Source organism: Ruegeria sp. CI1, assembly GCF_056536925.1.
Genome location: NZ_JBQFQP010000024.1, coordinates 1 through 24,457, shown reverse-complemented (window position 1 = coordinate 24,457; position 24,457 = coordinate 1). Strand labels below are relative to the sequence as shown.

Below are 24,457 nucleotides of genomic sequence, written 5' to 3'. Positions count from 1 at the left end.
TTGCATTCAAAAGGGTCGTTTATCCGCTAGGCTTTCTGCTAAGCAACGAAATTGCAAGGCTTTCCGCGACCAGTACAAGTCCTATGAGGTTGGATGGCTGGCGAGACCCGTCCGAACAAATGGAAACCGTGGTTTAACCATGTGTCGCGATGCGGTTTCGACCCGCGATCATATTCCAATTTGAATAAGTGTTCGATTCTGCTAAGTTACGATCATTGAAGCCTACGATTGTCATTGGGTGGCGTAGAAGGGATGCATCTTTCCTACTGCTGCTCAGGCCTTTTTGTCGGACACATCCGGACAGAAACTAATAGGAAAGCGTTTCATGAAATTGTATCGGCCAAACTCCCCCAGAAAAGCGGCAATCCTGATGACGACGGCGTTTTTGTCTGGGGCCTTACCCTCCGCTGCGCAGGAATGGACGCCTTCACCCGATCAGCTTGCCGATTCCTACCCCGCCCCGGCCTACTCGCCCTATGCCGGGCGCAGCTTTCCGGAACGACCGCTTTGGGGGGACACGCACCTGCATACTGGTCAGTCGATGGACGCAGGCGGCTTCGGCGCGCGCCTGACGCACGAAGACGCTTACCGCTTTGCCCGTGGTGAGGAGGTGACCGCTTCATCAGGTCAGCCCGTGCGCCTGTCGCGCCCGCTCGACTGGCTGGCGATCACCGATCATTCAGACGGCATGGGCATGATCATTGACGCCTTGGCCGGCAACCCTTCGGTGACGCGTTACGAACAGGGGCGGCGCTGGTCCGAAGGCTTCCGCGCAGGTGGACAAACCGCAGTGGAAACCGCGCTGGACCTGATCGGAACGGTGTCGCAGGGGGCAATCGATGTCGATCTCTTCAACAACTACATGCCCGGGGCCCGGCGTTTCGCGACAATCTGGTCAGACAACCTGCGCACCGCCGAACGGTTTTACGATCCCGGCGTCTTCACTCCGATGCTCGGGTTCGAATGGACGTCTCTCGTCGCTGGCAACAATTTGCACCGCAACGTCATCTTCCGCGACGGCCCGGCGCGCGTCGGGCAGGTCGTGCCGATGGTGATGACGCCGCCATGGGGCAGCCCTGACCCTATGGATCTTTACGCGTATCTCGACGCCTATGAAGACAAGACCAATGGTGCCGCGCTTGCGCTTGCACATAACGGCAATCTTTCCAATGGCGTCATGTTCCCTGTGGACACCCGCTTTGACGGTTCTGCGGTTACGCAGGAATATGTTGACGCGCGCGCAAGGTGGGAACCCCTTTATGAGATCACTCAAATAAAAGGTGATGGCGAGGCGCACCCTTTCCTGAGTCCCAACGACGAGTTTGCGGATTTCTACAACTGGGATGTTGGCAATCTTGACCTGTCAGAAGCCAAGACCGATGACATGCTTGCACGGGAATACGCTCGTGAAGGGTTAAAAACCGGGTTGGCCCTAGAGGCAAAATTCGGCACCAACCCCTATAAGTTCGGTCTGAGCGGCGCAACTGACAGCCATACCGGTCTTGTCACGGCCGAAGAGGAAAACTTTTTCGGTAAACACACCGGGTACGAACCGTCGGCCGAACGCTTGCAGCATCCGTTCATGAAGAATGAGAATGGTGAACTCTTCGCATGGCAAATGCTGGCCTCGGGCCTAACCGCGGTCTGGGCAGAAGAAAATACGCGCGAAAGCATCTTCGACGCCATGGCCCGCAAAGAGATCTACGCAACGACCGGGCCACGCATCGCAGTACGGTTCTTCGGTGGCTGGGATTTTGTCGCGTCCGACCTGAACTCGCGCATTCCCTCGACGGTCGGCTATGCCAAGGGAGTACCCATGGGCGCCGACCTAATGGCCGCGCCCGAAGGCGCCACGGCGCCGACCTTCATGGTAGCGGCCTTGCGAGACCCGATTGGCGCCAATCTCGACAGGGTGCAGATCGTGAAGGGCTGGCTGAACGCGGATGGCACGACGGACGAAACGGTCTATGACGTTGCCTGGTCGGGCGACCGCCAGGCCGGTGCCGACGGAAAGGTTCCCGCTGTGGGCGACACGGTCGATGTCGCGTCTGCAAGCTGGAACAACACGATCGGTGCCTCGGAGCTTGCAAAGGTGTGGACCGACCCTGATTTTGATCCGTCACGTCCGGCCTTCTACTATGTCCGCGTGGTGGAGATCCCGACGCCGCCTTGGTATGTCTACGATGCTTTCCGTTACGGGATCGAGATCCCCGACGGGGCTCCCACATCGCAACAGGAGCGTGCCTACACCTCTCCCATCTGGTACACACCGCAGGGCTGATGAAAGCCGACGGTTGGTGTCTGCCGGATGACTTCAGAGATGGTTTGAAAATTGCGGAACAGGTTCGGATCCATTGTCGCAAAACGCCAGGAATCTGCCGGGCCCGCTTCAATCGGTTTCCTTAAGACATGGGCGAAGGGGCGCCTCAGGTCAGCTCGATACGAACCCCCGATTCACCGTTAAGCAAACGCTTTAGGTGAAAGCTTGCAAGTTGATCACATGAGCGACTTCCAACCAGCGCTGCAAAGGCAGGTAGTGCTTCTGCATTTCCCGCCTCCAGCATAGAAAATGCCATCAAATAGTCGCGTGTGCCTGTGCAATTCCATTGGTCTTTGGCCAATGCTTCGAACGCGTCCACAATGTCTGAGCGCCCCCTAAGTGCAAGGCTGCCGATAGGTCTGCCTTCGAAGTTTCGCGCCCGTTCCGCCAGACCTGCGCTTACGCAAATTCTGGTTCCGAGTGTTTTGTTGGCTTGTTCCAAACGGGCAGCGACGTTTACCGTATCTCCATATGCGGTGTAGTCGAAGAACCTTTCACCGCCAAAGTTTCCCACAATTGCGGGCCCGGTGTGAGCGCCAATTCTTGTGGCGCCGACCAATATCCCTTTCCCTTCCCAGGCTTCGCGAAACCGTTCCGCTTTGTGGTCCAGCGCCAGAGCGCAGGCCACGGCCCGGTCGGCGTGATCGGGTTGATCGCCCGGGGCACCGAAAAGAATGTGCATGGCATCACCGACGATCTTTGTGACCGTCCCTTCATGAGCGAAAACGATGTCGGTCATACCCGTAAGATATTCATTCAAAAGGGTTTCCAGTTGAACGGGCTCAAGTGTTTCGGCCAAACTAGTGAATGAGGCGATATCGGTAAACAGGACGGAAACCTCCCGCCATTTCCCGGAAAAATCAGTTTCGTTCCCTGTCCTTGCCAATTGTTCGGCAAGGTTCGGGGAAAAGAAGCGAGACAAAGACGCATAGGCATTTTCAGCCATGGCTTGGCGGCGGTGGGCCTCGCGCAGAATTTCATCATACCGAACGGTTTTGGCGATCGTCGTTTCAAGGTCGGCAAAGTCGATGGGTTTGATCAGAAAATCGAACGCGCCGCGGTTCATGGCAGTGCGAATATTCGACATATCTCCGTAGGCCGAGACAATGATGGTGGATAGACCGGCTTCTCTTTCTTGCAACTCCTGCAATAAAGTCAGGCCGTCCATGCGTGGCATGTTGATGTCGGTTACAACCAGGTCGACAACTTCGTCGCTTCCAACTATTTCCAAAGCTTCGATGCCGTCGCGCGCGAACACGAAGCTTATCCCTCCATCCCGTATCTGGCGCCGAAATTTCTGCAGGACCAGAGGTTCCAGATCCACCTCGTCGTCGACAAAAAGCACTCGCGGCGTCATGCGGCTTGTTCCACACGCAAGCGGATTTCTTCACGCAGGGATGCAAAATCGATCGGCTTGGTCAGAAAGCCCTTGGCGCCTTTTTCCACTGCCAAGCGCCTGGTTTCGGCATCTCCATACGCTGTGATCATGAACACCGGGACATCCGGTCGGGCGGCGCGCACTTTCGGTAGCAAATCCAGACCGCTCATGCCGGGCATATTGATGTCGGACAAGATGAGGATCAGCATTGCATCATTTATGCTGCGAATTGCGGCCAAGGCTTCGTCGGCACCAAGAGCGAACTGCATGGCGAATTCACCCGCCCGCAACTCCTTTCGAAACTGTTGGCGGAACAGGGTTTCGATATCGGCTTCGTCGTCAATCACGAGAACGAGCAAGTTCATGTCTATCCCCCTCAACGGCAGTTCGGGGCAGAATGACTCGAAACTCGGTAAACTTCCCCGGTTCGGTTTCCACCTCGATCCTACCACCATGTTGTTTGACGATGATATCGTGACTGATTGAAAGACCAAGGCCAGTGCCCTCTCCAGCCGGTTTGGTGGTGAAGAAGGGCGAAAACAATTTCTCCTGCACCTCGCCCGTTATCCCGGTGCCGTTGTCCCGAATGGCGATTTCAACGCAGTCCCCGAGGTTTCTTGTGGATGCTTTCAATGTTGGTTCATAAGCATGATCCGTTTGATCCGCTTTTCGTTTCATTGTTGCGTAAAAACCGTTTGAAATCAGGTTCAGAAGAACACGCGTAACTTCCTGCGGGTATAGATCCACTGAGCCTGTGTCTGGCGCCAACGAACGATCGATTGTTATGTTGAAGCCCTGCCGCTCGGCGCGAGCTCCATGGTAGGCAAGGTTCAGACTTTCCTCGACGATGGAATTGACGTCGACGACGCGATGTTCATCGGACCTCTGTCGGGAATGAAGCAGCATGTTCTTCACGATCGAGTCGGCCCGCTGACCATGTTGCACAATCTTTTCCAGATTGCCGCGCAGCATGTCCGCAAGTTCCCGGATATCCTCCGCTGCCTCTTTGTCGGCTAGCAACCCGTCAACCGCTTCCTTTAGTTCGTCTATGAGTTCGGTCGAAACCGAAGCGAAGTTATTGACAAAGTTGAGCGGGTTTTTGATTTCATGCGCAATTCCGGCGGTCAGTTGACCCAATGAGGCCAGCTTTTCGGTTTGCACCAAACGGTCCTGAGTTGCGCGGAGATCGCTCAGCGATTGCTCCAACTCCCTTGTGCGCGTCTCTGCATCGTCGAACAGGCGAACATTCTCTATGGCGATGGCCGCCTGGTCTGCAAACGTGCCGGCAAGTTCGATTTCTTTTTTGTTGAACGGGTCCGGCTCAAACCGGGTCAGCAACAATACACCGATAGCGCGGTTTTCGCGCAGCATCGGCACGGCAAGGATCGTGCGGTACCCTCCCAACTCCCGACCTTCCAGAAAGGTGTATTCGCGGTCATTCATGATATCGGGAATATGAACAATACGACGTTCGATCAGGGCCCTACCAATCGCCGTGCCACGTTCCTGCTCAGTTGGCATGATCCTGACAAATTCGTTGAATTCGGCGGAAGTCCCAAAGCTTGCCACCCGACCAAATTGACCATCCAGTTCCCGGGCAATTATCCCCTGGTCGGCGCGGCATAGCCGGGCCGCAGCTTCGACGAGGGTTTGGAGCACATTGGTCAAATTGAAAGCCGAGCGGGAAATCACCTTGAGCACATCCGCCGTAGCGATTTGTTGATCCAGAGACTCCCTCAACTCAAGAGATCTGGCCTCGACAGTATCGAACAGCTCGACATTGTTGATTGCGATCACCGCCTGGTCAGCGAATGTCGAAACCAGATCAATCTGTTTTTGCGTGAATGGTCGATTGGCCTCGCGCTGCATAGTTATGACGCCAATAGCCGTACCATCGCGAACCAGCGGAACCGCCAAAACGGCGCGGCGTCCCGCGTGGCCAATAATGCCCTTGTCATAGTCCGGATCGGCGGCAGTGTCTGGGACATGCACAGCGCACATTTTTTTTGCTGCCCTGGCCGTCACCGACCCTTGTTGTCCGGGTTTGATGGGATGCGATTTCAAATAGTCTGTCAGGCTTTCAGATGCCTTGGTTTTTAGGTGTGCCACCAGTTTGTATATGCCGTTGTCCAAACGGAAAATATGTGCGTCATTGGCGTGGCATAGCCGCTTTGCAGTACTAACGATGGCATCGAAGACAGGCTGAATTTCATTGGGTGTCCGAGAAATGACACCCAATACATCGCTCGTGGCAGTTTGGTAGTCCAACGTTTGTTGAAGTTCGTTGGTTCGCGCCTGAACTTCTTCGAACAACCGCACATTCTCGATTGCGATAACTGCTTGGTCGGCAAATGTCGTTGCAAGTTCGACCTGTTTCTCAGTGAAAGGTCGAACCACGGTGCGAGACAAGGCCAGAATTCCGATTGTCTCGCCGTCGCGCAACAACGGGACTCCCATGACAGACCGGTACCCGGCGATTTCCTGTAACTCTCCCCACGAGTATTCGCTGTCTTCCAACACGTCGACAATCTGAACCGGCTCGCGAGCTTTTGCGGTTCGACCGATCATCGTACCGGGGCCAGGGGTCACATCCAAAGGCGACAGGAATTCTTTTATTTTTGCATGCGACGTCTCGGAAAAACCGAAGCTTGCGGAAAACCTGTAGATGTCGCCGTGCCGCCGAAAGATCCACGCATTCTCGGCCTCGCACAGGGTTGCTGCGGAATGGGTCAACGTGTCGAGCACTGTCTGCAAATCGAAAGCAGAGCGCGATATCACTTTTAGCACGTCCGCTGTCGCGGTCTGTTGCTGCAGCGATTCACGTAATTCTTCCAACAACCGGGCGTTTTCGATGGCGATCATGGCCTGATTGGAAAATGTCCTGAAAATACCCAACTGTTTGTCAGACAAGGGCCCGGGTTTTTCCCGGATAACACTCAGAGCGCCAATCGCCTCATCATCACGAACCAAGGGAAATACCGTGATAGCGTTATTGCCACTGGCTAGAAGATTTTGGGCGCCTGCCTTCAGATCGTCAGGGGCTTGCGCAGCGTCAGATATGTCGACCAAACGTTTTTCCAGGAATGCAACACTATGAAGATACTCATGCGACAGCGGGATGGGGAAAACACCGCGAACCGCGGCCTCGTCCTCGTCATTCGATGCCGCGATGGCCACAACGTGAAGTTCTCGATCCTGCGGCTTTGCTATCGTAACTTTACAGCCTGGAAATAACTTGAGACCACTTTCGACAATCTCTTCGAACACTGGTTGCGCATCCGATAACGAGCTGGATATGACCGCCAGTATGTCGGCTGTCGCTGTTTGTTGTTCCAAGGCATCGGCAAGATCGCGGTTGCGCAACTCCACTTCCCGAAACAGGCGGGCGTTCTCGATCGCGATCACTGCTTGATCCGAAAAGTTTGAGACCAGCTCGATCTGGCGCTCATTGAATGGCTCGACCTTAGACTTGACTACTGTAATGACACCAATCAGATGATCCCCTTTCAACATCGGAACACCCAAGAGCGTCCGGCCTTGATAACGTGCCGTGAGTTCGCTCAGCTTGTATTCGGGATCGTTCAGTGAATCTTCGATCTGCACCGCTTGGCGTTCGAGAGCGGCCCGGCCCGCAACCGACCCTCTGTCCAATGGCAGAGGATGATCCCGAAGATATTGCTCTTGGCCTTTTGGCATGCCTGTACCCGCGGACGCCAGTTTCAAAAGGTTCGCTTCAAGAATGAAGGCGTGCGCCCGTTCCGCACCGCAAAGCCGTTTTGCAGTGTCGACCACGGTTCCAAGCACTGGTTCGGGATCAAATGACGTCCCGCTGATCATCTTCAAAAGGTCGGATGACGCTGCCCGTTGAACGCGCGCTTCTGCCAACTCCCTGTTCCGCTCGGCCAGATCCGTTTCAAGCTCCAAGGTTCTGGAGAGCAGACGAGATTTCTCGATGACCGCCGCGACCAAATCGGCGAACACGGAAAGATGGCTTGTCGTGGTCTTATTGAAATCGCCCCCGTCACAACGGCCGACAACAATTGCGCCGGATGGATGTCCGTCGCAAACTATGGGAACCGAAAAAACACTCCGAACATCAACAGCGTCGACAAAATATCCTGACATTTCAATGCTACTCTGGACGTCCTGAATAAAAACGACCTCTCCCTCCAAAAGCTTATCTTGTATGGAGTGGTTGTGCAAAATGGCGTTCAAAAGGCTTTCGAAACCGCTTTCGGTTTCTGAAGACCCTGCGCAAGTAGCGGCGGGCCATAACTTTCTTTCCTTCACTAGCAATATGCATCCACACTCTGACCCGCTGTCCATCACAATTGCTTCGATGATCTTTCCAAGAGCTGTCAGGAAGTCTGCATTATCCTGCGAGGTGCCGTCTACGACACCGACCAAACGGTCATCCGAAACGCTCCCAAGAGCAAGATCGTGGGACAGGACCCGAGACCCCTGATCCGTCCGCGCAGCAACTGCGAGCGTGTCTTTTTCTGGATTCGTGCCTTTTTCTTTGCGGGAACGTCCCGCTTTGCAGTTGTTGCCGGAATGGCCCATACGTCACCCCATATGAAGGTAATGACCAAGTTTGCTAATCCGGGATTGTATCACACGGCGTACTTTTCAAAGAAACAATTGTGCCGAGGGTGCTGTCAGACGACTTCGAACCAGTCTCTGCCAAGACAGTAACGCTGTCCCTTATGCCGCGCAGAAATCGCGCCACTCGGCGAGAGCGGCGGTACGGTTTTGCTTGAAGTGGTTTCGCTTCGAGAGGCTGCGATCCTGGTTGAAGTGGTTGAAGATGGAGGCGTGAACAGCTACGAATTTCTGCAGACTTCGCATCTGCCTGAAGCGTTGCATTGCTCGTTTTCTTCTTCGAAACGGCAGGTGTGAATTCTCAACGCGGTTGTTGAGCCAGCGACCGCACGCCTGCAGATCATCGCACCCCAGATCGCGAAGTGCAGCCTTGTATGAAGCGAACCGATCGGTGACTAGGACCTCTGGTTGACCATACCGCCGCATCAATCTCCTGAACATTATCAATGCAGCGCGCTTGTTGCGCCGCTTGGTGACAACGCTTTCCAGCACTTCACCTTCGGGTGGTGTTAGACGGATGAGAACTAGTCTCAGCTCGGACAGTAACCCTGCCCTTTATGCCGCAGCAAGTTGATGCCACTCGGCTAGAGCGGCGGCGCGGTTGAGCTTGAAATTCTGTCTGCTGGTGAGGCTGCGCTCCGAGTTGAAGTGATTGAAGACCGAGGCGTGGACGGAAGCAAATTTCTGCAGACTTCGCATTCGCCGAAAGCGTTACATTGCCCGTTCTCGTTGTCGGAATGGCAGATGTGAATTCTCGGCCCTGTTGTTCAGCCAGCGGTGCTGTCAGACCAATTCGAACCAGTCTCCACAAGGACAGTGACGCTGCCCCTTATGCCGCGCAGACAGATTCTAACCAGTCTCAGTTTCCCAACAACCACGGGAACTCAGGCGGAACATAGCTGACGCCACTCGGCGAGAGCGGCGTTGCGGATCAGCTTGAAGTTTTCGCGGGTGTAGAGGTGGCGCTCCTGGTTGAAATGGTTGTAAACGGAGGAATGAACGGCGGCGAACTTCTGCAAACTTCGCATGCGCCGGAAGCGCTGCATGGCCCGTTCTCTTCGTCGGAATGGCAGGTGCGAATTCTCAACCCGATTGTTCAACCAACGGCCTGTATGCTGCAGATCGGCCGCTCCAACCTCCCGCAACGCCGCACGGTACGAAGGGAGGCGGTCCGTCACCAGAACTTCCGGCCGACCGTAGCGCCGCATCAATTTTCTGAGGAATTTCAGGGCGGCTCGCTTGTCTCGACGTTTCGTTACCACGGCTTCCAGAACTTCGCCTTCGTGATCAACAGCTCGCCACATGTAGTGAGATTTGCCGTTGATCTTCACGAAAACCTCCTCGACATGCCACTGCCATCGCCGCCCGGATCGCAGTCTTTCCGCCCGCCGACGCCGGATTTCTGACTCGAACATCGGACCAAATCTGTTCCCCAGAAACGGATCGTCTCGTGGCTCACATCAATACCGCGCTCGTGCAGCAGATCTTCGACATTCCGCAGCGAAAATGGGAAACGAACGTACATCAAAACCGCCAGGCGGATAATTTCCGGGCTGCTATGGAAGTATTTGAATGGATCACGCCTGAGCATGGCCGGAGGCTACGAAACCGCCCTGCCCGCCTCAACCAAATTCCTTCTGACAACACCGGCGGCGCTAAGCTTAAGGCGTTGCACCATCTCGACCGGCATCATGACGCGAACTCGCGGCAAAGAGAAAGGTGAAACGCCTGGCCGCGGCAAGTTTCCCAAGGGTAATTTGCGGGCACCGGATTGATCCAACGGCGCTCGTTTCGCGTAAATATTCATAAGCTATGAAAAGGAATACGCCGCATGCCCATCTACACCGAAACTTCTGAATGCCCCCGCATCGTCATCGTGGGGGCGGGGATCACCGGGCTTTGCGCCGCTCGCGATCTCGCCGCCCGCGTTGTTGCGCGGCTGGACTTTGACGGGCCGTTCCTGCGCAGCTGGCTCCACAACCTGAACAGCTGTTACGTGCCTGAGCCGATCCGGATTCGACAACACGCGCCGGCGAGGCCGCGCGCATGAGGAGATGTCTGATGACCACACTACTTCTCCTCGCGCTGTTCGGCGCGGGGCTCTATGCCTGGCCGCGCTTGATGGGATTCGAGTCCCAGCAGTCAGAGGACTATGCCGGAACCACGCCCGTCTTCGACATCCGCAGGCATCTTTCGGGCCCCATGCGCGCCGAAGGCGTAATCTTCGGGCCGACGGGGGGGATGAACCAGAGTTTCGTGGCCAATATGGAGGGCGCGTGGGACGGCGCCACCGGCCGGCTGTCCGAAACCTTCCGCTATTCAAGCGGCACCGAGCAGATGCGCGAATGGACCCTGCGGCTCGGCAATGACGGCGAGATCATCGGGACCGCGCCCGACATCGTGGGCGAAGCACGCGGCCGCCAGTCCGGCGCCACGGTGATGCTACGCTATCGGTTGCGTCTGCCCGAAACCGCCGGCGGACATGTTCTCGACGTGGTGGACTGGCTCTACCTGACCGAGGACGGGGTGATCCTCAACAAGTCGGTGATGCGCAAATTCGGCATCAATGTGGCCGAGTTGGTTGCAACAATGCGCCCGGCAAGGGAGGCCGAGATCGTTGCCGAATGATCCTTTCGTCGGCCGGCACTGGTGGGTGATCGGCGCCTCAGAAGGCCTCGGGCATGCACTAGCCGTCGAGCTTGCCGTGGCAGGGGCAACGGTGACCGCGTCGGCCCGAAATTCCCAGCGGCTGGCCGCGATGGCTGGCGAGGCGTTGAATATCACGGCCCTGCCCATGGACGTGACCGACGCAGGTTCGGTGGCGGCCGCATGCGCCGCCGTGCCCGCGCCCTTCGGCGTCATCTACGCCGCGGGCGCCTACGAACCGATGAGCGGGCGCAGCTGGCGCCCCGGCGCGGCCGAAGCCATGGCCGAGGTTAATTTCACCGGCGCGCTCAGGGTGCTTTCCCATCTCGTGCCGGCCATGGCCGCACGGGGCGAAGGGCGGGTCGTCTTGATTGGTTCGCTTGCTGGATTTCGCGGCTTGCCGGGTGCAGTCGGCTATGGCGCCTCGAAGGCCGCGCTCATGCATCTGGCCGAGAATCTGCGCGCAGATCTGCGCGGCACGGGCGTAACCGTCCAGCAGGTCAACCCCGGCTTCATCCGCACCCGGCTGACGGCGAAAAACGACTTTGCCATGCCCCAGATCATGGAGCCCGAAGAGGCGGCGCAGCGCGTGATGCGTGCGATCCGACACGGGCGCTTCTCGACGAGCTTTCCCGCGCCCTTCTCCTGGCTCTTCACGCTCGGAAGCAAGCTTCCACTGCCGCTCTTTCATGCCCTGTTCGCTCGACAATCTGCGGAGTGAGAACACATGAACGCCAAGTCGCTCCCCCATCCGCATCGAGCCGCGCCAACGCCGCGCGATCCGGCTTTGTCGGTATATCATGATGGCGCCTGTCCTCTCTGCCGGGCGGAAATTGCCTTCTACCGCCGCCAGCGCGGCGCCGAGAAAATCGCCTTCGTCGACGTCGCCCGAGAGGACACAGCCCTGCCCGAGGGTGTAAGCCGCGCCTCTGCGCGGGCACGCTTTCATGTTGAGACGGCCCAGGGCCAGGTGATTTCGGGCGCGGCCGCCTTTCTCGCGCTGATGGCCACGCTGCCCCGGCTGCGGCCTTTTGCGCGGATCGGCGGGCTGCCCGGAATCCGCAAGCTGCTCGAAGGGCTCTATCTCCTGTTTCTTCTCCTCCGCCCGGTGCTCGCCGGCGCGTTCGTGCGGCTACAGCGGATGAAGAGCCGATGACCCGGGTCGTCACAAATGACGGGGCCAGCCGCATTCCTGCAGTGAGGGTGGCGATTCTTGCCGCCGCGCTCGCGGCGGTGGGCGTGCCGCTCTACATTCACCTGCCGCGCTTTGCGAGCGCTGAGCTCGGGCTCACCCTCGGCCAAATCGGAGCGCTTCTGGGCCTCATCCGGGTGGTAGACGTCGTGCAGGACCCGCTTCTCGGCCGGCTGACCGATCGTTTCGCTTCGCATCGCGGGCGGTTCGCGACCCTGGCGCTTGGCGGGCTGGCGGTTGGGGTGGTCTGGGTCTTCGCGGTGGTCCCTTCGCAGGGCGGGGTGGGCGCCCTTGCGGCGGCGTTGGCTCTGACCTTCACTGCCTATTCTCTGGGTACACTGTTGCTCTATGGCCAGAGCGTCAGCATTGCCGGCAGCGACGCGCCAGCGGCCCAGTTGCGGCTTGCCGGTGCGCGCGAGCTCGGGATTCTGGCCGGCGTCGCGCTCGGGGCGATGGGGCCGCAGCTTCTCGGCCTCGCCTTTCCCGATGCAGGCGGATACCCGGCCTTCGCCTGCGCCGCGGCGGCGCTCGCCATCGTCGCGGCATGGGCTTCCCGCCCGCTCTGGCGCCGCCCGGTTGCGTTCAGCCCTCCGCCGAACCTCGGCGCGCTCTTGCGCTCGGGGGCGGGTTGGGTGCTGACCTTGGGGTTCGTCAACGGCCTACCGGTGGCGGTGACAACGACGCTGTTTATCTTCTTTGTCGATCAGCGCCTGGGCCTCTCGCATCTGGCGGGCGCGTTTCTCGTTCTCTTCTTCGCCGCCGGCGGACTCAGCGCCCCAGCCTGGGCGCGCGCTGCCACGCGATACGGCCCCCGCCCGGTGCTGGCCGGGGCCATGTGCCTTGCCATCGCAAGCTTTGTCTGGGCCTACGCGCTGCCCTCCGGCGCGGCGCTCTCCTTTGCCGTCATCGCCGCCGCCTCCGGGGTTGCACTTGGGGCCGATGGCGTGATTCTGACCAGCCTTCTGGCAAGCACGCTCGGTCGCGCCGGGCTGCCGGCGGGGCAGGCGTTTGGGCTCTGGAGCTTTCTGGCCAAGGCGTCGCTCGCCCTCGCCGCGGCGGTAATGCTGCCCGTCCTCGGCCTCGTCGGCTTCGACCCCGCCGGCTCCGATGACGCCGCGGCGCTCGATGCGCTCAACGCGGCCTACGCGCTGGTGCCTTGCGCGCTCAAGATCCTGTCCCTTGCCCTTCTCGCCTTTCTGCCGCGCAACCTGTTCACGGGCAGCGCGCAAACCGAAACCACCTCTCACCCGGAGCCAAGCCAATGCGCAGAACCCTTGCCACCCTCGCCGCCAGCTGCCTCGCGGTCAGCGCAGTGACCGGTGCGGCCCGCGCGGGCGACATGCCCATCGACAGCTTCGACGCACCCGCCGAGGTGCGCTGGCAGTTCTTCGCGGACACGGTGATGGGAGGCGTGTCGGAGGGCCGAATGACGTTCTTGACCGACGATGGCGCCAACTTCGCACGCCTCGAAGGCAAGGTCAGCACCGCGAACAATGGCGGCTTCATCCAGATGCGCATCCGGCTTGATATGCCGCCTCCGGCATCCGCGCGCGGCATCCGCCTCGTCGCGCGCGGCAATGGCGAGACCTATTTCGTGCACCTGCGGACCCGCGGCACAGCGCTGCCTTGGCAGTATTACCAGGCTCCCTTCCCGACCTCGGCCGACTGGCAAGAGGTGCGGATTCCGCTCACCGCCTTCGAACCGTCGGGTCAGTTTTTGCGCGCGACACCGCGTGCAACCGGTATCCGGTCCGTTGCAGTCGTGGCTTTCGGGCGGGAGCACTCGGCGCGGGTCGATCTGCGCTATCTTGGTTTCTACGACTAGGCGCCCGACAAAGTGTGTCACTGAACCAACCCGGAGACTGCTTCATGCCCTTCCTTCTTCTCCTTCTGCCCTTCCTGCTTGCCGTGATCGCCGCGGCATCCAGCGGGATGCTGTTTCCCGCAAACGGTCCGTGGTACCAGTCACTGAACGCGCCCTCCTTCCGCCCGCCCAACTGGCTCTTCGGCCCGGTGTGGACCGCGCTCTACCTGATGATCGCCGTCGCCGGTGCGCGCCTCGCCGCGCAGGCCGGACAGGGTGCGACGCTGGTGGGGTTGGCGCTCGGGCTCTGGACCTTGCAGATCACGCTGAACACGCTCTGGACACCGACTTTCTTTGGCGCCCACGCGCTTGGGGCGGCATTGGTCATCATTGGTGCGCTTTGGCTCGCCATCGCCGCGCTGACCGTCGTCGCTTTCCAGATTGACCGGGTCTCGGGGTGGCTCTTGGTGACCTATCTCGGCTGGGTGAGCTTTGCGGCGGTGCTCAACTGGGCCTTCTGGCGCCTCAACTGACGTGGCCTCGTGTGATCCGCCGGGATTTCGGCAACGTATCTTGGCAAATGGGAGAGGAAGGATGAACAGACGACAATTCGGCGTCATCTCGGCCGCCGCCGCAGCGATGACAACCCTTCCCCAAGTCGCGCGGGCCGAGACTGCATGGGATTTCACTTTCGAGGCGCTCGAGGGCGGGCCGATGCCGCTCTCTCGATGGCGTTGCAAGGTTCTTCTCATCGTCAACACAGCATCCTTTTGCGGCTACACGCGGCAATATGCCGATCTCGTGGAGGTCTGGCAGGACTACCGCGACCAGGGCCTGGTGGTGATTGGGGCGCCGTCCAACGACTTTCGGCAGGAGTATGAAGAAGCGGACAAGATCAAGGATTTCTGCGAACTCACCTACGGCGTGGACTTCCCGATGACCGCGCCGGTGCATGTGGTGGACGAGGCCGCGCACCCGTTCTTCAGTTGGGCCGCAGCCGAGACAGGCCAAAGGGTGCGTTGGAACTTCAACAAGTATCTGATCGGGCGCGACGGGCGGATCGTTACATGGATGCCAAGCGGCCTCGAGCCGACCGCGCGCAAGGCCCGCGCCGCGATCGACGCCGCGCTGGCTGCGCCCGGGACATGAGTGCGGCGCGGGCCGCGGCCCTCTTGGGCGCGGCGGGACTCATACCCTTCTGGGGTTTCGCGATCGCAGCCCACCTCTCGCCCGGCATCGGGCTGACCCATGTGGCGCTTCAGGCCGAGATCATCTGGGGCGCGGTGATCCTTGCCTTTATGGCCGGCGCGCGCTGGGCGATGATCCTGGCCACGGGCGGCAGCGCGTTGCGCCTTGCCGGGTTCGCACTCATGAGCCTGCCTGCGCTCATCGCGCCCTTGTTGGCGCCGCTCCCCGCGCTGGGCCTTCTGGGGCTCGCCTTCATCGGGCTCCTTGCCGCAGAGCTTGCGCCCTCTGCCCGGGCGGAGGCACCCGTATGGTATCCAAGGCTGCGAATTGCGCTGGCGCTTGGCGTCCTGACCGCTTTCGGCCTTGCGGCGCTTGCGGCATGAAGGTCAGACGTCCTCGTCAGAGTCCATGCGCGCAAGGAACGCCTCTGCCTCATTCAGGATGCGCGCCCGAGTGTCGTCGTCGCGGCGCTCCCAGCCGCGATAGATCGGCCCCATACGCGGGTTCCGGGCAAAGCGGTCGCGATGGCGGTCGAGGAAATGCCAATAAAGCAGGTTGAAGGGACAGGCCTTTTCCCCGGTCTTCGCCCTGACGTCGTAGGCGCAGCCACGGCAGTAGTCAGACATCCGGTCGATATAGGCGCCCGAGGAGACGTAGGGTTTGGACGCCACGATGCCGCCGTCGGCGAACTGGCTCATGCCGAGCGTGTTGGGCGCCTCGACCCATTCGAAGGCGTCGGCATAGACCGACAGATACCACTCGTGCACCTGCGTGGGGTCGATCCCCGCCAGAAGCGCGAAGCTGCCGGTAACCATGAGCCGCTGGATGTGATGGGCATAGGCGTGCTTGCGGGTCTGGCCAACCACCTCGGAAATGCAACGCATGCGCGTGGGCGCGCCCCAGTAGAAGGCCGGCAGCGGGCGGCGGTGGCCAAGCGCGTTGCGGCGGGTGTAACCCTGGCCTTCCAGCGACCAGACTCCGCGGATGAATTCGCGCCATCCGAGGATCTGGCGGATGAAGCCTTCGACGGCGTTCAGGGGCCCCGGCCCGCGCGCCATTCGGCCTCGGCGGCGCGGCAGACTTCAGACGGCGAGAGAAGCCCAAGGTTGAGCGCGGGCGAGAGCAGCGAGTGGAACATCACCGGCGCACCCGCCACCATCGCATCCTGAAAATCGCCAAAGCGCGGCAGGCCATGGCGCAGAAACCAGGCCAGAAGAGTGCGCGCCTGATCCCGGTCGGTGGGCCAGGCGAAGGGCAGAAGCTCGCCGAAATGGTCGCCAAACCGCGCAGCGACAAGATCGAGCACCTCGCGCACCGTGTCATCGGGGTCAAAGGCCGGCGGGTCGGGAAAGCGCATCCCCGCCTTGGGCGCCTTGCGGTTCTCTGCGTCGAAATTCCAGCGCCCACCTACAGGCTTGTCGCCCTCCATCAGAAGGCCCGTCTTGCGCCGCATCTCGCGGTAGAACCATTCCATGCGCAGGCTCTTGCGCCCCTTGGCCCAGTCGGCGAAGTCGCGCGCCGAATAGAAGAAGCGGTCGTCCTCCGGCATTCGCATCTTTAACGGCACGTCCTCGAGCGCCGCAGCAAGCCGCCAGTCGCCGGGACGGGTGGCAATCACCTCGGCCGCGCCATGTGCAGCGGCCCGGCGCAAAAGCTCGCCCGGGATCGAACCTGTATTTTCGAGATCATCGAGCCGGCTGTAGTCAACGCGCCAGCCAGCCGCCCCGAGCAGCGCGGCGAATTTGCGCATCGCCGCGAAGACAAGCGCGATCTTCTGGGGGTGGTGGCGGACGTAGGTAGCCTCTGCCATCACCTCGGCCATCACCACCACGTCGCGGGTCGGATCGGCGGCGGCAAGCGCGGCGACGGTCTCGGTCAGCTGATCGCCGAGAACGAGGACGAGGCGCGGCGCTACCACGGCACCGCATCGCCGCGATGGTCGACGAAGCCGCCCGACTGGGCAGGCGTCAGCCCGTCCATCACATCCGTCAGACGTCGCGCGGCGTCGTCGGGCGCAAGCTTGTCGTGGCCGCGATAGGCAGTGGTAAACGGTGTGTCCACCGTGCCGGGGTGAAGGGCGACCAGCGCCGCCTGGCGGTGGGTGCGAGCAAGCTCGATTGCGGCCGTATGAACGATCTGGTTCGCCGCCGCCTTGGAAGCGCGATAGGAATACCAGCCGCCCAGACGGTTGTCGCCGATCGAACCCACCCGCGCCGTGAGCACCGCCGCCACGCATCGCGCATCGCGCGGCAGAAGGCGTGGCAGATGCCGCAGGACAAGTGCCGGGCCGATGGCGTTGAGTGCGAAGACTTCGGCCATGGCATCGGCGTCGATCTCGGCGAGGCTTTTTTCGGGTCTGCGGCCCGGTGGCGCAAGAATGCCGGTGGCCACGACGACACGCGAAAACGGTCCTTCGACGCCGCCCAGCACACGCTCGACCGAGACGGGGTCGGTGACATCAAGTCCGTCGGCGCGCCGCGAAAGGCCCGTGACGGAAAAGCCCCGACGCGCGAATTCGGCTGCGAAAGCAGCGCCAATTCCGCCCGAAGCACCGATGATGAGCGCATGTTCAGTCATGGTCGTTCCTCCTTGCGCGCGCCTTTCGGCAGGCGACGGAACAGTAGCGCACCGCCTGCCAGTCGCGCGCCCATTTCTTGCGCCAGGCGAAGGGTCGCCCGCAGCGGGCGCAGATCTTCACCGGCAAGTCGCATTTTCGGCGCATCTTCATCGTCAGAGATCGAGAGTCATCTGCCGACAGTCACCCGCGCGCCCTTTGCCACGCCTTCGTGGGCCTCGCCGGCTGCCGTGGCGGGCGAGAATTTCTGCCTTCGCCGCGCGAAACCCCTCTGCGCTCCGCGCTTCGGCCATGCGTGCCTTCGCCTCCCGCACCGCAACCGCTAGATCGACAATCGGCGCAGGGTAAAAACGGCCCAGGATGCGCCCAGCCCCGTCCCAGCGCCAGGGCTCGTGCAGGAAAGCATCGAGCACCGCGGCAAGCTCGGGCAGCCAACGGCGGGTGAAGCGCCCCTCTGGGTCATGGTCGCGACCCTGCTTGACGGGTTTGTAGATCCGCAGCGCATTGATGCCGGTGACGCCCGACTGCATCTGCACCTGCGGCCAGTGGATGCCTGGTTCGTAGTCGGTGAAGACCCGCGCGAGGTGAAGGCCTGTTGCCCGCCAGTCGAGCCAGAGGTGATAGCTTGCCACTGCCATGAGCATCGCACGCATGCGGAAGTTGGTCCAGCCGATGGAGATCAGGCAGCGCATGCAGGCGTCAAGAAACGGAAAGCCCGTCTCGCCGCCCGCCCAGGCCGAGAGCCGTGACGCGTCCGGCGCGCGCGTGCGCAGATCGTCGAGCGCGGGATGCATGGCGCGCGCCTCGAGGTCGGGAGCATCCTCAAGCTTCTGCATGAAGTGACTGCGCCAATGCAGCCGCTCCTCGAAAGCGGCGAGCCCTGGCAGCCAGCCGTTCGCCTCGCGTTCTGCGGCGCGCACCCGGGCGGCGCGTGTTGCCTGCGTCACTTCCCTGAGCGAGAGCGTGCCGAATGCCAGATGCGGCGACAGGCGCGAACAGGCCTCAGGCGCCGAAAGCGGGCTCGACATGCCACGTCGGTAGCGCACCGCGCGCTGCTCGAGGAAGGCGGTGAGCGTGGCTCGGGCTGCGGTGCGCCCGCCCTTCTGGCGACCGGCGCATGGGTCGGGGGCGATCCCCAGATCCGCGGGCGCGGGAAGGGCGCCGAGCGCAATCTCGCCGGTCGGTTCGAGTGCGGGCGGGGGCGGCACTATCGGTGCGGTCATCTCCGCCTCCCATCGGTCGGCCCAACCATTGCGCGAGGGCTGCCGCCGCGCCACCCCGCCCTGCGGCAGCTCGTGCCAGGGAATACCTTCAGCGCGCGTCCAGGCGGCAACCTTCCTGTCGCGGGCAAAACTCCACAAATTGCCCGTCTCCTCATGCGACCAGAGCGCGGCGATGCCGTGACGCGCGTGGATGTCGGCCAGAACCGCCACCGCGTCGCCCGTGCGGATCACCAGCGGCTGACCCAGGGCGGCCAGGCCGGCGCGAAGCTCTGCGAGGCATTCGCAGAGAAACTCAAAATGGCGACCCGAGGCATCCTCGGATCGCCAGTGGCCGGTTTCGACGATGTAGAGCGGCAGGACAGGACCGGCGGCGGCGGCGCGTGCGAGTGGCAGGTGATCCTGCACCCGCAGGTCGCGCTTGAACCACACAACCTCCATTGAAGAGGAGCGCCGATCCGAAACGATCTGCCGCCCTGACGTCACTCGGCGGGGATAATCACGGAGTCGATCACATGGATGACGCCGTTCGAAGTTTCGATATCGGCCTGCACGATCTTGGCGTTGTCAACCATCGGGCCATTGGCGAGCGAGATCCTCACTTCCTGACCCTGCACGGTCTTGGCCATGAGCCCATCCGAGAGATCGGAGGACATCACCTTGCCCGGCACCACGTGGTAGGTGAGGATGGCGGCGAGCTTGTCCTTGTTTTCAGGCTTCAGGAGTTCATCCACCGTGCCGTCGGGCAGCTTGGCAAAGGCGTCGTCAGTGGGCGCGAAGACGGTGAAGGGGCCATCGCCCTTCAGAACGTCTACGAGCCCGGCCGCCTGAACCGCGGCGACGAGTGTGTTGAAGCTTCCCGCTTCCACGGCTGTGTCGACAACGTCCTTGCTCATGTGCCCGTCGGCGATCGCGGGCGACGGTACGCTTGCAAATGTGGCCGCGGTGGCAAAGGTCGCGGCGGCTGCGGCCATCGACCAAGCGGTGGCCAAGGAAAGAAGGGGCATTCGAAACATTGGTGTGTCCTCCATTTGAGCTGTCTTCTAAATACGCGGTCGCCGGCAATCCGGATCACACGTCGCCCCAACAGGACCAAGACTTTTCGGCGGACCGGACTCGGAGGCATGAATGTCGATGCGCACCGCTGGTGACCGCCGCCCCCGGCGCCAGTCATCGAGGCGGGCGTAGATCGTGACCGCGATGCCCCCGAGCGCGACGGCGATGAACACCCAGCGGAGCGCATCGAGATACGGTACCAGCGGCAGGATCGCGGTCTGCGTCTCGGTCAGAACCTGCTGCGCCACCTCGACACCGGCCGCACCCAGCGTCGCGACACCCGCCGCGCCGCCGCCTTTCATGGTGCGGCTCTGCGCCAGGACCTCGCGCGCCGGCGGGGTCTCGGCCGCGAACCGCACCGGGCGCGCAGGGAAGCGCTCGCCCCACTGGCGCGCCGGGCCGAGGTCGATGTGCATGAAGCCCGAGCGAGGATAGAAGCCGAAACCGAGGAACCCGATCTCCCGCGCCGCCGTCTCGATCGCCACCGGGTCGTGGTTCGCCATGGCGATGTCGAAGGCCGCGCCATCCATGTGCTTCGAACGCGTCGCGCCTCCGACGGCACGGTTGTGCTCGGGGCTGCGATAGGCGGAACGCACGATCATCGGCTTGCTTAGCCGGTCGCGCAGCGCCTGCAGCTTGTCGAGAGCGGGCTCGTTGATCAGCAGTTTTCCGGTACCGCGGCAGGCAATTTCGGCGGGCGAGAAGTTGGGCCAGCGCCAGGTGTCGTCCGGCACGTCGCGCCAATGGTCGTAAAAGGTCGTGGTCATAGTGTCCTCCAGAAACAAGTTTCCGGCCCTTCGCAGCTAGGGAAGGTCCACTGGACCTTCCCGTCTGCCTTTCAGGCAGACCGCGGCTCACCCCGCCACTAGGGCGGGTTTGATTGGTCGGATGGTTCGTTCGTCTGCTCGGCTACGGCGATCCACCGAAGATCTTGAGCTTCAGTGCAATCCCGGCGAGGAGCGCCAACATCACCCCCGTGGTGATAAGATGCACCACTGTCTGAACGGCCGTGCGCCGCACGAAGCGGATGCAGTCGAGAAGTGAACGGAGATCGCGGATGTCGAGGGCGGCGTCCTTGCCATCGATCCCGGCATCGGCAAGCGCGCGTTTGGCACCTGCTTCAGCCGCGCGCGTCAGCATGGCCTGGAATTCGATCTCGGACATGCGCATGTCGCCCTGATCGGCTCGAGGTGGCGTCATGACGAGATAATTCCAACCTCTGTCGGCAGCGCGGCCGTGGTCCAGGGCGTGCTGTCGGCCGGGTTTACATCCCATGTCGAATAAACCGGCGACGGCATATCGGCGGACGGCGTACCGGGAGAAGCGTCGTAGTCCACGCCCCCGATCCTAAGGAACCCCGCAATGCCGGTCGGCCCGGCCGTGCCAAGCTGGGCCAGCTGTTTCACATGCACACCTGCGATGGTCGTTGCCCCGGCGGGTCCAGTTGGCCCCGACAGCGAAAACGACATGCGTTGACCGGCAATATCGCTCGCCGCGCGGGTGGTGATGTCGCCGTCCTTCACGGCATCGACGCCGCCTGAGAAGGCATCATAGGTCGCAACCAGATCGGGCGTGCGCCGAGCAAACCGCCGCCCAATGGTTGAGACGCCGTCGAGCACTGCGATATGGGCGTAATAGCAGGTGGCCGGGTTGTAGAAATCAAAGAGCCCGTGGTTCTTCCAGACACAACGAACGGGTGGGCCCTTGCCTCCGGTGTTCGCTGCTGTTGCGCTGCTCTGTAGGACCCCGTCGGCGTAGAACTCGATGGTGATGTCGGCGCCGACCGCGATCTTCACATCGATCCAATAGACCTGGTTCGTGGCAGCCGTGAAGGACGAGGCTCCATCGACATTGGTGTCACCCATTGCCATGGCGTGATACTTCTCATCGTCTCGCTCAGTTCGGACACGCGCGATCAGCGCATTCGTATCGTCGTAGAACTCCAGAAAGGTGCCGTCTGTACCGATAATGTGGGCGTTGACCGACGGTGCCTTGTATCGAAATCCCAGCCAGACATCACCGGCGGGCACAGACCACGAGGCCGAAAACGGGACCGCGCTCGTCTCACCTGTGTTGATCCGGACGCAGTTGACGTCGAGGTCGGCATCGAACCCCGCGGCTTCGGTGCTGACGCGGCCTTCGACGCCTGCAAGGTCCGTGACCTGGTGTCCGAGATGGAGGATGTGGCTCATGGAATTACCTCGATATAGAGAGCGGCCTCGCCGGCCGTGAGACGGGACTGGCCGCCCCATTCGTTGAAGATGTCGATGTCCGGTACTCGTTGCATCCAGCCATAGCCTAAATAAGACGAACGAAGAGAATCAGACCGAGTTGGTTTTGACAGGGCCGACGACACCATTCGTGGCCACACGAAGAACGGAACGCGTTCTTCTCGATGTGATCTCTAGCGCTCATTCGGAACTGTTCATCGTGAGTTTCGTCGCGCATGAGAGGCCTTCAATTCTGAAGGCCTTGAAGAAAGCGGCCGACAAAGGGGTTCAAGTGAATGTAGTCTTGGAATCCTCGGTGGACTCTGGCGGTGCTGTCAGACAGATTCTAACCAGCCTCAACAAGGGCAGTGACGCTGCCCCTTAGTGCGCGCCAAGTTGGCGCCACTCGGCGAGAGCCGCATTGCGGTTCAGCTTGAAGTTCGCTCGGGTGTAGAGGTGGCGCTCCTGGTTGAAATGGTTGAATACGGAGGAATGAACGGCGGCGAACTTCGCAAGCGCCGGAGGCGCAGCATCGCTCGCTCTCGACGTCGGAATGGCAGGTGCGAATTCTCACCCGATTGTTCAACCAACGGCCTGTGTGCTGCAGATCGGCCGCTCCCATCTCCCGCAACGCCGCACGGTACGAAGGGAGGCGGTCCGTCACCATACTTCGGGTCGCCCATAACGCCACATCAATTTTCTGAGAAATTTCAATGTCGCACGTTTGCTTCGACGCTACGCGACCACGGCTTCCAGAACTTCGCCTTCGTGATCAACAGCTCGCCACATGTAGTGAGATTCGCCGTTTATCTTCACGAAAACCTCCTCGACATGCCACTGCCATCGCCGCCCGGATCGCAGTCTTTCCGCCCGCCGACGCCGGATTTCTGACTCGAACATCGGACCAAATCTGTTCCACCAGAAACGGATCGTCTCGTGGCTCACATCAATACCGCGCTCGTGCAGCAGATCTTCGACATTCCGCAGCGATAATGGGAAACGAACGTACATCAAGACCGCCAGGCGGACAATTTCCGGGCTGCCATGGAAGTATTTGAATGGATCACGCCTAGGCATGGCCGGAGGCTACGAAACCGCCCTGCCCGCCTCAACCAAATTCCTTCTGACACGGCCGGTCACTGATCCCTCCGAGCCACATACTTGTCGCTTCAAGCCCTTTTCGCAACACAAAAAACATCTGCTCAATTTCACTTTCGCTAATGATAGCTTTCCAGAACCTCACCCTCGTGATCGACGGCTCGCCAAAGGTAATTGCGTTCGCCGTAGATCTTCACGAACGTCTCGTCCCAATGCTAGCGCCAACGGCTCGATTGCAAACCCTCGACCCGGCGCCTCCGGATTTTGGAGGCGAACAGAGGTCCGAACCGGCGCCACCAGAACCGTACGGCTTCGCGACTGACATCAATGCCGCGTTCGTGGAGAAGATCCTCGACGTTGCGCAACGAGAGCGGAAAGGAACGTACAGCATGACCGCTAGGCGGATGATTTCGGGGCTGGTCCTAAAATAGTGAAACGGGGACTCTTTGATCATAGCTGGACGCTACAAAACCGCCCTGCCCGTCTCGAGACGAATTGCCCTGACAAAGCTCTAGTTAGGCGAAAATTTGCGCCAAATCACAAGATCGCCTCAGTTCAACCAAACTTTTCCCCATGTTCTCATGTCGATTTCGAACCCAGACTTCCAATGCGGATACACTTCGAAAGAGTTACCTGAAAGGACACTGGCCATGGCCTTAATTGCAGATGGGGTGCTCACACCCGGAAGCATGGACACCGGCAGCTACGGCAACCGGTTCGACGGGGTCACGGATGCCGACGGCGTGGTCAGCTTCACCTTTCAAGGCACCGGTAGCGACCTCGCGTTCAGCTTCGAGGGCTACGACATCGATACCACTGGCGAGGTCGAGCTGTGGCTGAACGGTAGCCTTGTCGGCCCGCTTGCGGCTGGCGGCAACAACAGCTTCGCCCAGTACGACTATCTGTTTTCCGCCGACCAGCTGGTCTCGGGCGAGAATACCGTCAGCATCCGGCAGGCCGAGGACCCGGGTTTTATCTGGGGCGTCAAGAACCTGCTGCTGGCCGAGCCGGAGCCGGAGCCCGTCGACGTTCCGGTCGCCGAACTCACGCTTGGCAACATGGACACCGGCAGCTACGGCAACCGGTTCGACGGGGTCACGGATGCCGACGGCGTGGTCAGCTTCACCTTTCAAGGCACCGGTAGCGACCTCGCGTTCAGCTTCGAGGG

22 protein-coding genes and 7 pseudogenes are annotated in these 24,457 nt (G+C 60.9%); 13 read left to right on the top strand and 16 right to left on the bottom strand.

What is annotated here, in order from left to right; translation table 11 throughout:
- Positions 1 to 325: 325 nt before the first annotated feature.
- Entirely contained in the window at positions 326 to 2,281 is a 1,956-nt protein-coding gene (locus ACR0LZ_RS20750; protein ID WP_480752127.1) for a DUF3604 domain-containing protein, read from the top strand.
- A gap of 145 nt (positions 2,282 to 2,426) precedes the next feature.
- Here the strand turns inward: ACR0LZ_RS20750 and ACR0LZ_RS20745 are convergent, their stop codons facing one another.
- The 6 genes and pseudogenes from ACR0LZ_RS20745 to ACR0LZ_RS20720 form a co-directional block, all read right to left on the bottom strand.
- The gene (locus ACR0LZ_RS20745) at positions 2,427 to 3,677 is read right to left on the bottom strand and encodes an adenylate/guanylate cyclase domain-containing protein (RefSeq protein WP_480752126.1); all 1,251 of its coding nucleotides are present in this window, start codon (positions 3,675 to 3,677) and stop codon (positions 2,427 to 2,429) included.
- Positions 3,674 to 4,063, bottom strand: a complete 390-nt coding sequence (locus ACR0LZ_RS20740; RefSeq protein WP_480752124.1) for a response regulator — start codon at positions 4,061 to 4,063, stop codon at positions 3,674 to 3,676. Before ACR0LZ_RS20740 ends, ACR0LZ_RS20745 begins: the two co-directional genes overlap by 4 nt.
- Positions 4,038 to 8,261, bottom strand: coding sequence for a GAF domain-containing protein (locus ACR0LZ_RS20735; protein WP_480752123.1), 4,224 nt, complete (start codon positions 8,259 to 8,261; stop codon positions 4,038 to 4,040). Before ACR0LZ_RS20735 ends, ACR0LZ_RS20740 begins: the two co-directional genes overlap by 26 nt.
- A gap of 141 nt (positions 8,262 to 8,402) precedes the next feature.
- A pseudogene (locus ACR0LZ_RS20730) lies at positions 8,403 to 8,822 on the bottom strand (DDE-type integrase/transposase/recombinase); the annotation flags it as partial.
- Between the two features lie 33 nt (positions 8,823 to 8,855).
- Positions 8,856 to 9,077 (bottom strand): annotated as a pseudogene (locus ACR0LZ_RS20725) (DDE-type integrase/transposase/recombinase); the annotation flags it as partial.
- Positions 9,078 to 9,184: 107 nt separating this feature from the next.
- Positions 9,185 to 9,825: pseudogene (locus ACR0LZ_RS20720) on the bottom strand (IS6 family transposase).
- On the opposite strand from ACR0LZ_RS20720, the gene ACR0LZ_RS20715 reads away from it, so the two are divergent.
- From ACR0LZ_RS20715 to ACR0LZ_RS20670, 10 genes are all read left to right on the top strand, one after another.
- Positions 9,751 to 10,023 (top strand): hypothetical protein, encoded by a 273-nt coding sequence (locus tag ACR0LZ_RS20715; protein WP_480752138.1) that lies wholly within the window; start codon positions 9,751 to 9,753, stop codon positions 10,021 to 10,023. The pseudogene ACR0LZ_RS20720 and the gene ACR0LZ_RS20715 sit on opposite strands and share 75 nt — an antisense overlap.
- A 108-nt stretch (positions 10,024 to 10,131) precedes the next feature.
- Positions 10,132 to 10,350, top strand: a complete 219-nt coding sequence (locus ACR0LZ_RS20710) for an FAD-dependent oxidoreductase (protein ID WP_480752121.1) — start codon at positions 10,132 to 10,134, stop codon at positions 10,348 to 10,350.
- Positions 10,351 to 10,361: 11 nt separating this feature from the next.
- Complete coding sequence (locus tag ACR0LZ_RS20705; protein WP_480752119.1) at positions 10,362 to 10,928, top strand: DUF3833 domain-containing protein; 567 nt, start codon at positions 10,362 to 10,364, stop codon at positions 10,926 to 10,928.
- On the top strand, positions 10,918 to 11,667 hold the full coding sequence (locus ACR0LZ_RS20700; RefSeq protein ID WP_480752118.1) for an SDR family NAD(P)-dependent oxidoreductase: 750 nt from the start codon (positions 10,918 to 10,920) through the stop codon (positions 11,665 to 11,667). Before ACR0LZ_RS20705 ends, ACR0LZ_RS20700 begins: the two co-directional genes overlap by 11 nt.
- A gap of 6 nt (positions 11,668 to 11,673) precedes the next feature.
- Positions 11,674 to 12,102 (top strand): thiol-disulfide oxidoreductase DCC family protein, encoded by a 429-nt coding sequence (locus ACR0LZ_RS20695; RefSeq protein WP_480752116.1) that lies wholly within the window; start codon positions 11,674 to 11,676, stop codon positions 12,100 to 12,102.
- Complete coding sequence (locus tag ACR0LZ_RS20690) at positions 12,099 to 13,454, top strand: MFS transporter (protein ID WP_480752115.1); 1,356 nt, start codon at positions 12,099 to 12,101, stop codon at positions 13,452 to 13,454. The genes ACR0LZ_RS20695 and ACR0LZ_RS20690 overlap by 4 nt, the downstream gene beginning before the upstream one ends.
- On the top strand, positions 13,400 to 13,963 hold the full coding sequence (locus tag ACR0LZ_RS20685) for a CIA30 family protein (protein ID WP_480752114.1): 564 nt from the start codon (positions 13,400 to 13,402) through the stop codon (positions 13,961 to 13,963). Before ACR0LZ_RS20690 ends, ACR0LZ_RS20685 begins: the two co-directional genes overlap by 55 nt.
- Positions 13,964 to 14,007: 44 nt before the next feature.
- Positions 14,008 to 14,475: a TspO/MBR family protein gene (locus ACR0LZ_RS20680; RefSeq protein ID WP_480752112.1), complete on the top strand. Its 468-nt coding sequence runs from the start codon at positions 14,008 to 14,010 to the stop codon at positions 14,473 to 14,475.
- 61 nt (positions 14,476 to 14,536) lie between these two features.
- Positions 14,537 to 15,091, top strand: coding sequence for a glutathione peroxidase (locus ACR0LZ_RS20675; RefSeq protein ID WP_480752110.1), 555 nt, complete (start codon positions 14,537 to 14,539; stop codon positions 15,089 to 15,091).
- Positions 15,088 to 15,513 (top strand): DUF3429 domain-containing protein, encoded by a 426-nt coding sequence (locus ACR0LZ_RS20670; protein WP_480752108.1) that lies wholly within the window; start codon positions 15,088 to 15,090, stop codon positions 15,511 to 15,513. The genes ACR0LZ_RS20675 and ACR0LZ_RS20670 overlap by 4 nt, the downstream gene beginning before the upstream one ends.
- A 3-nt stretch (positions 15,514 to 15,516) precedes the next feature.
- On the opposite strand, the pseudogene ACR0LZ_RS20665 reads toward ACR0LZ_RS20670, so the two are convergent.
- The 8 genes and pseudogenes from ACR0LZ_RS20665 to ACR0LZ_RS20630 form a co-directional block, all read right to left on the bottom strand.
- Positions 15,517 to 17,048, bottom strand: a pseudogene (locus ACR0LZ_RS20665) (cryptochrome/photolyase family protein).
- A complete protein-coding gene (locus ACR0LZ_RS20660; RefSeq protein ID WP_480752106.1) occupies positions 17,042 to 17,707 on the bottom strand; it encodes an SDR family NAD(P)-dependent oxidoreductase in 666 nt (221 codons plus the stop codon). Before ACR0LZ_RS20660 ends, ACR0LZ_RS20665 begins: the two are co-directional and overlap by 7 nt.
- Positions 17,700 to 17,852, bottom strand: coding sequence for a DUF2256 domain-containing protein (locus ACR0LZ_RS20655; protein ID WP_480752137.1), 153 nt, complete (start codon positions 17,850 to 17,852; stop codon positions 17,700 to 17,702). The genes ACR0LZ_RS20660 and ACR0LZ_RS20655 overlap by 8 nt, the downstream gene beginning before the upstream one ends.
- Before the next feature lie 8 nt (positions 17,853 to 17,860).
- The gene (locus ACR0LZ_RS20650) at positions 17,861 to 19,366 is read right to left on the bottom strand and encodes an FAD-binding domain-containing protein (RefSeq protein ID WP_480752104.1); all 1,506 of its coding nucleotides are present in this window, start codon (positions 19,364 to 19,366) and stop codon (positions 17,861 to 17,863) included.
- A gap of 41 nt (positions 19,367 to 19,407) precedes the next feature.
- Positions 19,408 to 19,899, bottom strand: a complete 492-nt coding sequence (locus ACR0LZ_RS20645; RefSeq protein WP_480752135.1) for a fasciclin domain-containing protein — start codon at positions 19,897 to 19,899, stop codon at positions 19,408 to 19,410.
- A gap of 177 nt (positions 19,900 to 20,076) precedes the next feature.
- Positions 20,077 to 20,748, bottom strand: a pseudogene (locus tag ACR0LZ_RS20640) (YcbK family protein); the annotation flags it as partial.
- Positions 20,749 to 20,890: 142 nt separating this feature from the next.
- Positions 20,891 to 21,145, bottom strand: a complete 255-nt coding sequence (locus ACR0LZ_RS20635) for a DUF6127 family protein (protein ID WP_480752102.1) — start codon at positions 21,143 to 21,145, stop codon at positions 20,891 to 20,893.
- 32 nt (positions 21,146 to 21,177) lie between these two features.
- Positions 21,178 to 22,173 carry an FscB gene (locus ACR0LZ_RS20630; protein ID WP_480752101.1) on the bottom strand — a complete coding sequence of 332 codons (996 nt, stop codon included), beginning with the start codon at positions 22,171 to 22,173 and terminating at the stop codon, positions 21,178 to 21,180.
- Between the two features lie 169 nt (positions 22,174 to 22,342).
- Between ACR0LZ_RS20630 and ACR0LZ_RS20625 the strand changes: the two genes are divergently transcribed.
- Positions 22,343 to 22,576 carry a phospholipase D-like domain-containing protein gene (locus tag ACR0LZ_RS20625; RefSeq protein ID WP_480752100.1) on the top strand — a complete coding sequence of 78 codons (234 nt, stop codon included), beginning with the start codon at positions 22,343 to 22,345 and terminating at the stop codon, positions 22,574 to 22,576.
- On the opposite strand, the pseudogene ACR0LZ_RS20620 reads toward ACR0LZ_RS20625, so the two are convergent.
- Positions 22,573 to 23,268 (bottom strand): annotated as a pseudogene (locus ACR0LZ_RS20620) (IS6 family transposase). The gene ACR0LZ_RS20625 and the pseudogene ACR0LZ_RS20620 sit on opposite strands and share 4 nt — an antisense overlap.
- Positions 23,269 to 23,414: 146 nt before the next feature.
- Positions 23,415 to 23,743, bottom strand: a pseudogene (locus ACR0LZ_RS20615) (IS6 family transposase); the annotation flags it as partial.
- A 196-nt stretch (positions 23,744 to 23,939) separates the two neighbouring features.
- Here ACR0LZ_RS20615 and ACR0LZ_RS20610 point away from each other — a divergent pair.
- Positions 23,940 to 24,457: hypothetical protein (locus ACR0LZ_RS20610; protein WP_480752099.1), on the top strand; the 518-nt coding region annotated here is incomplete at its 3' end.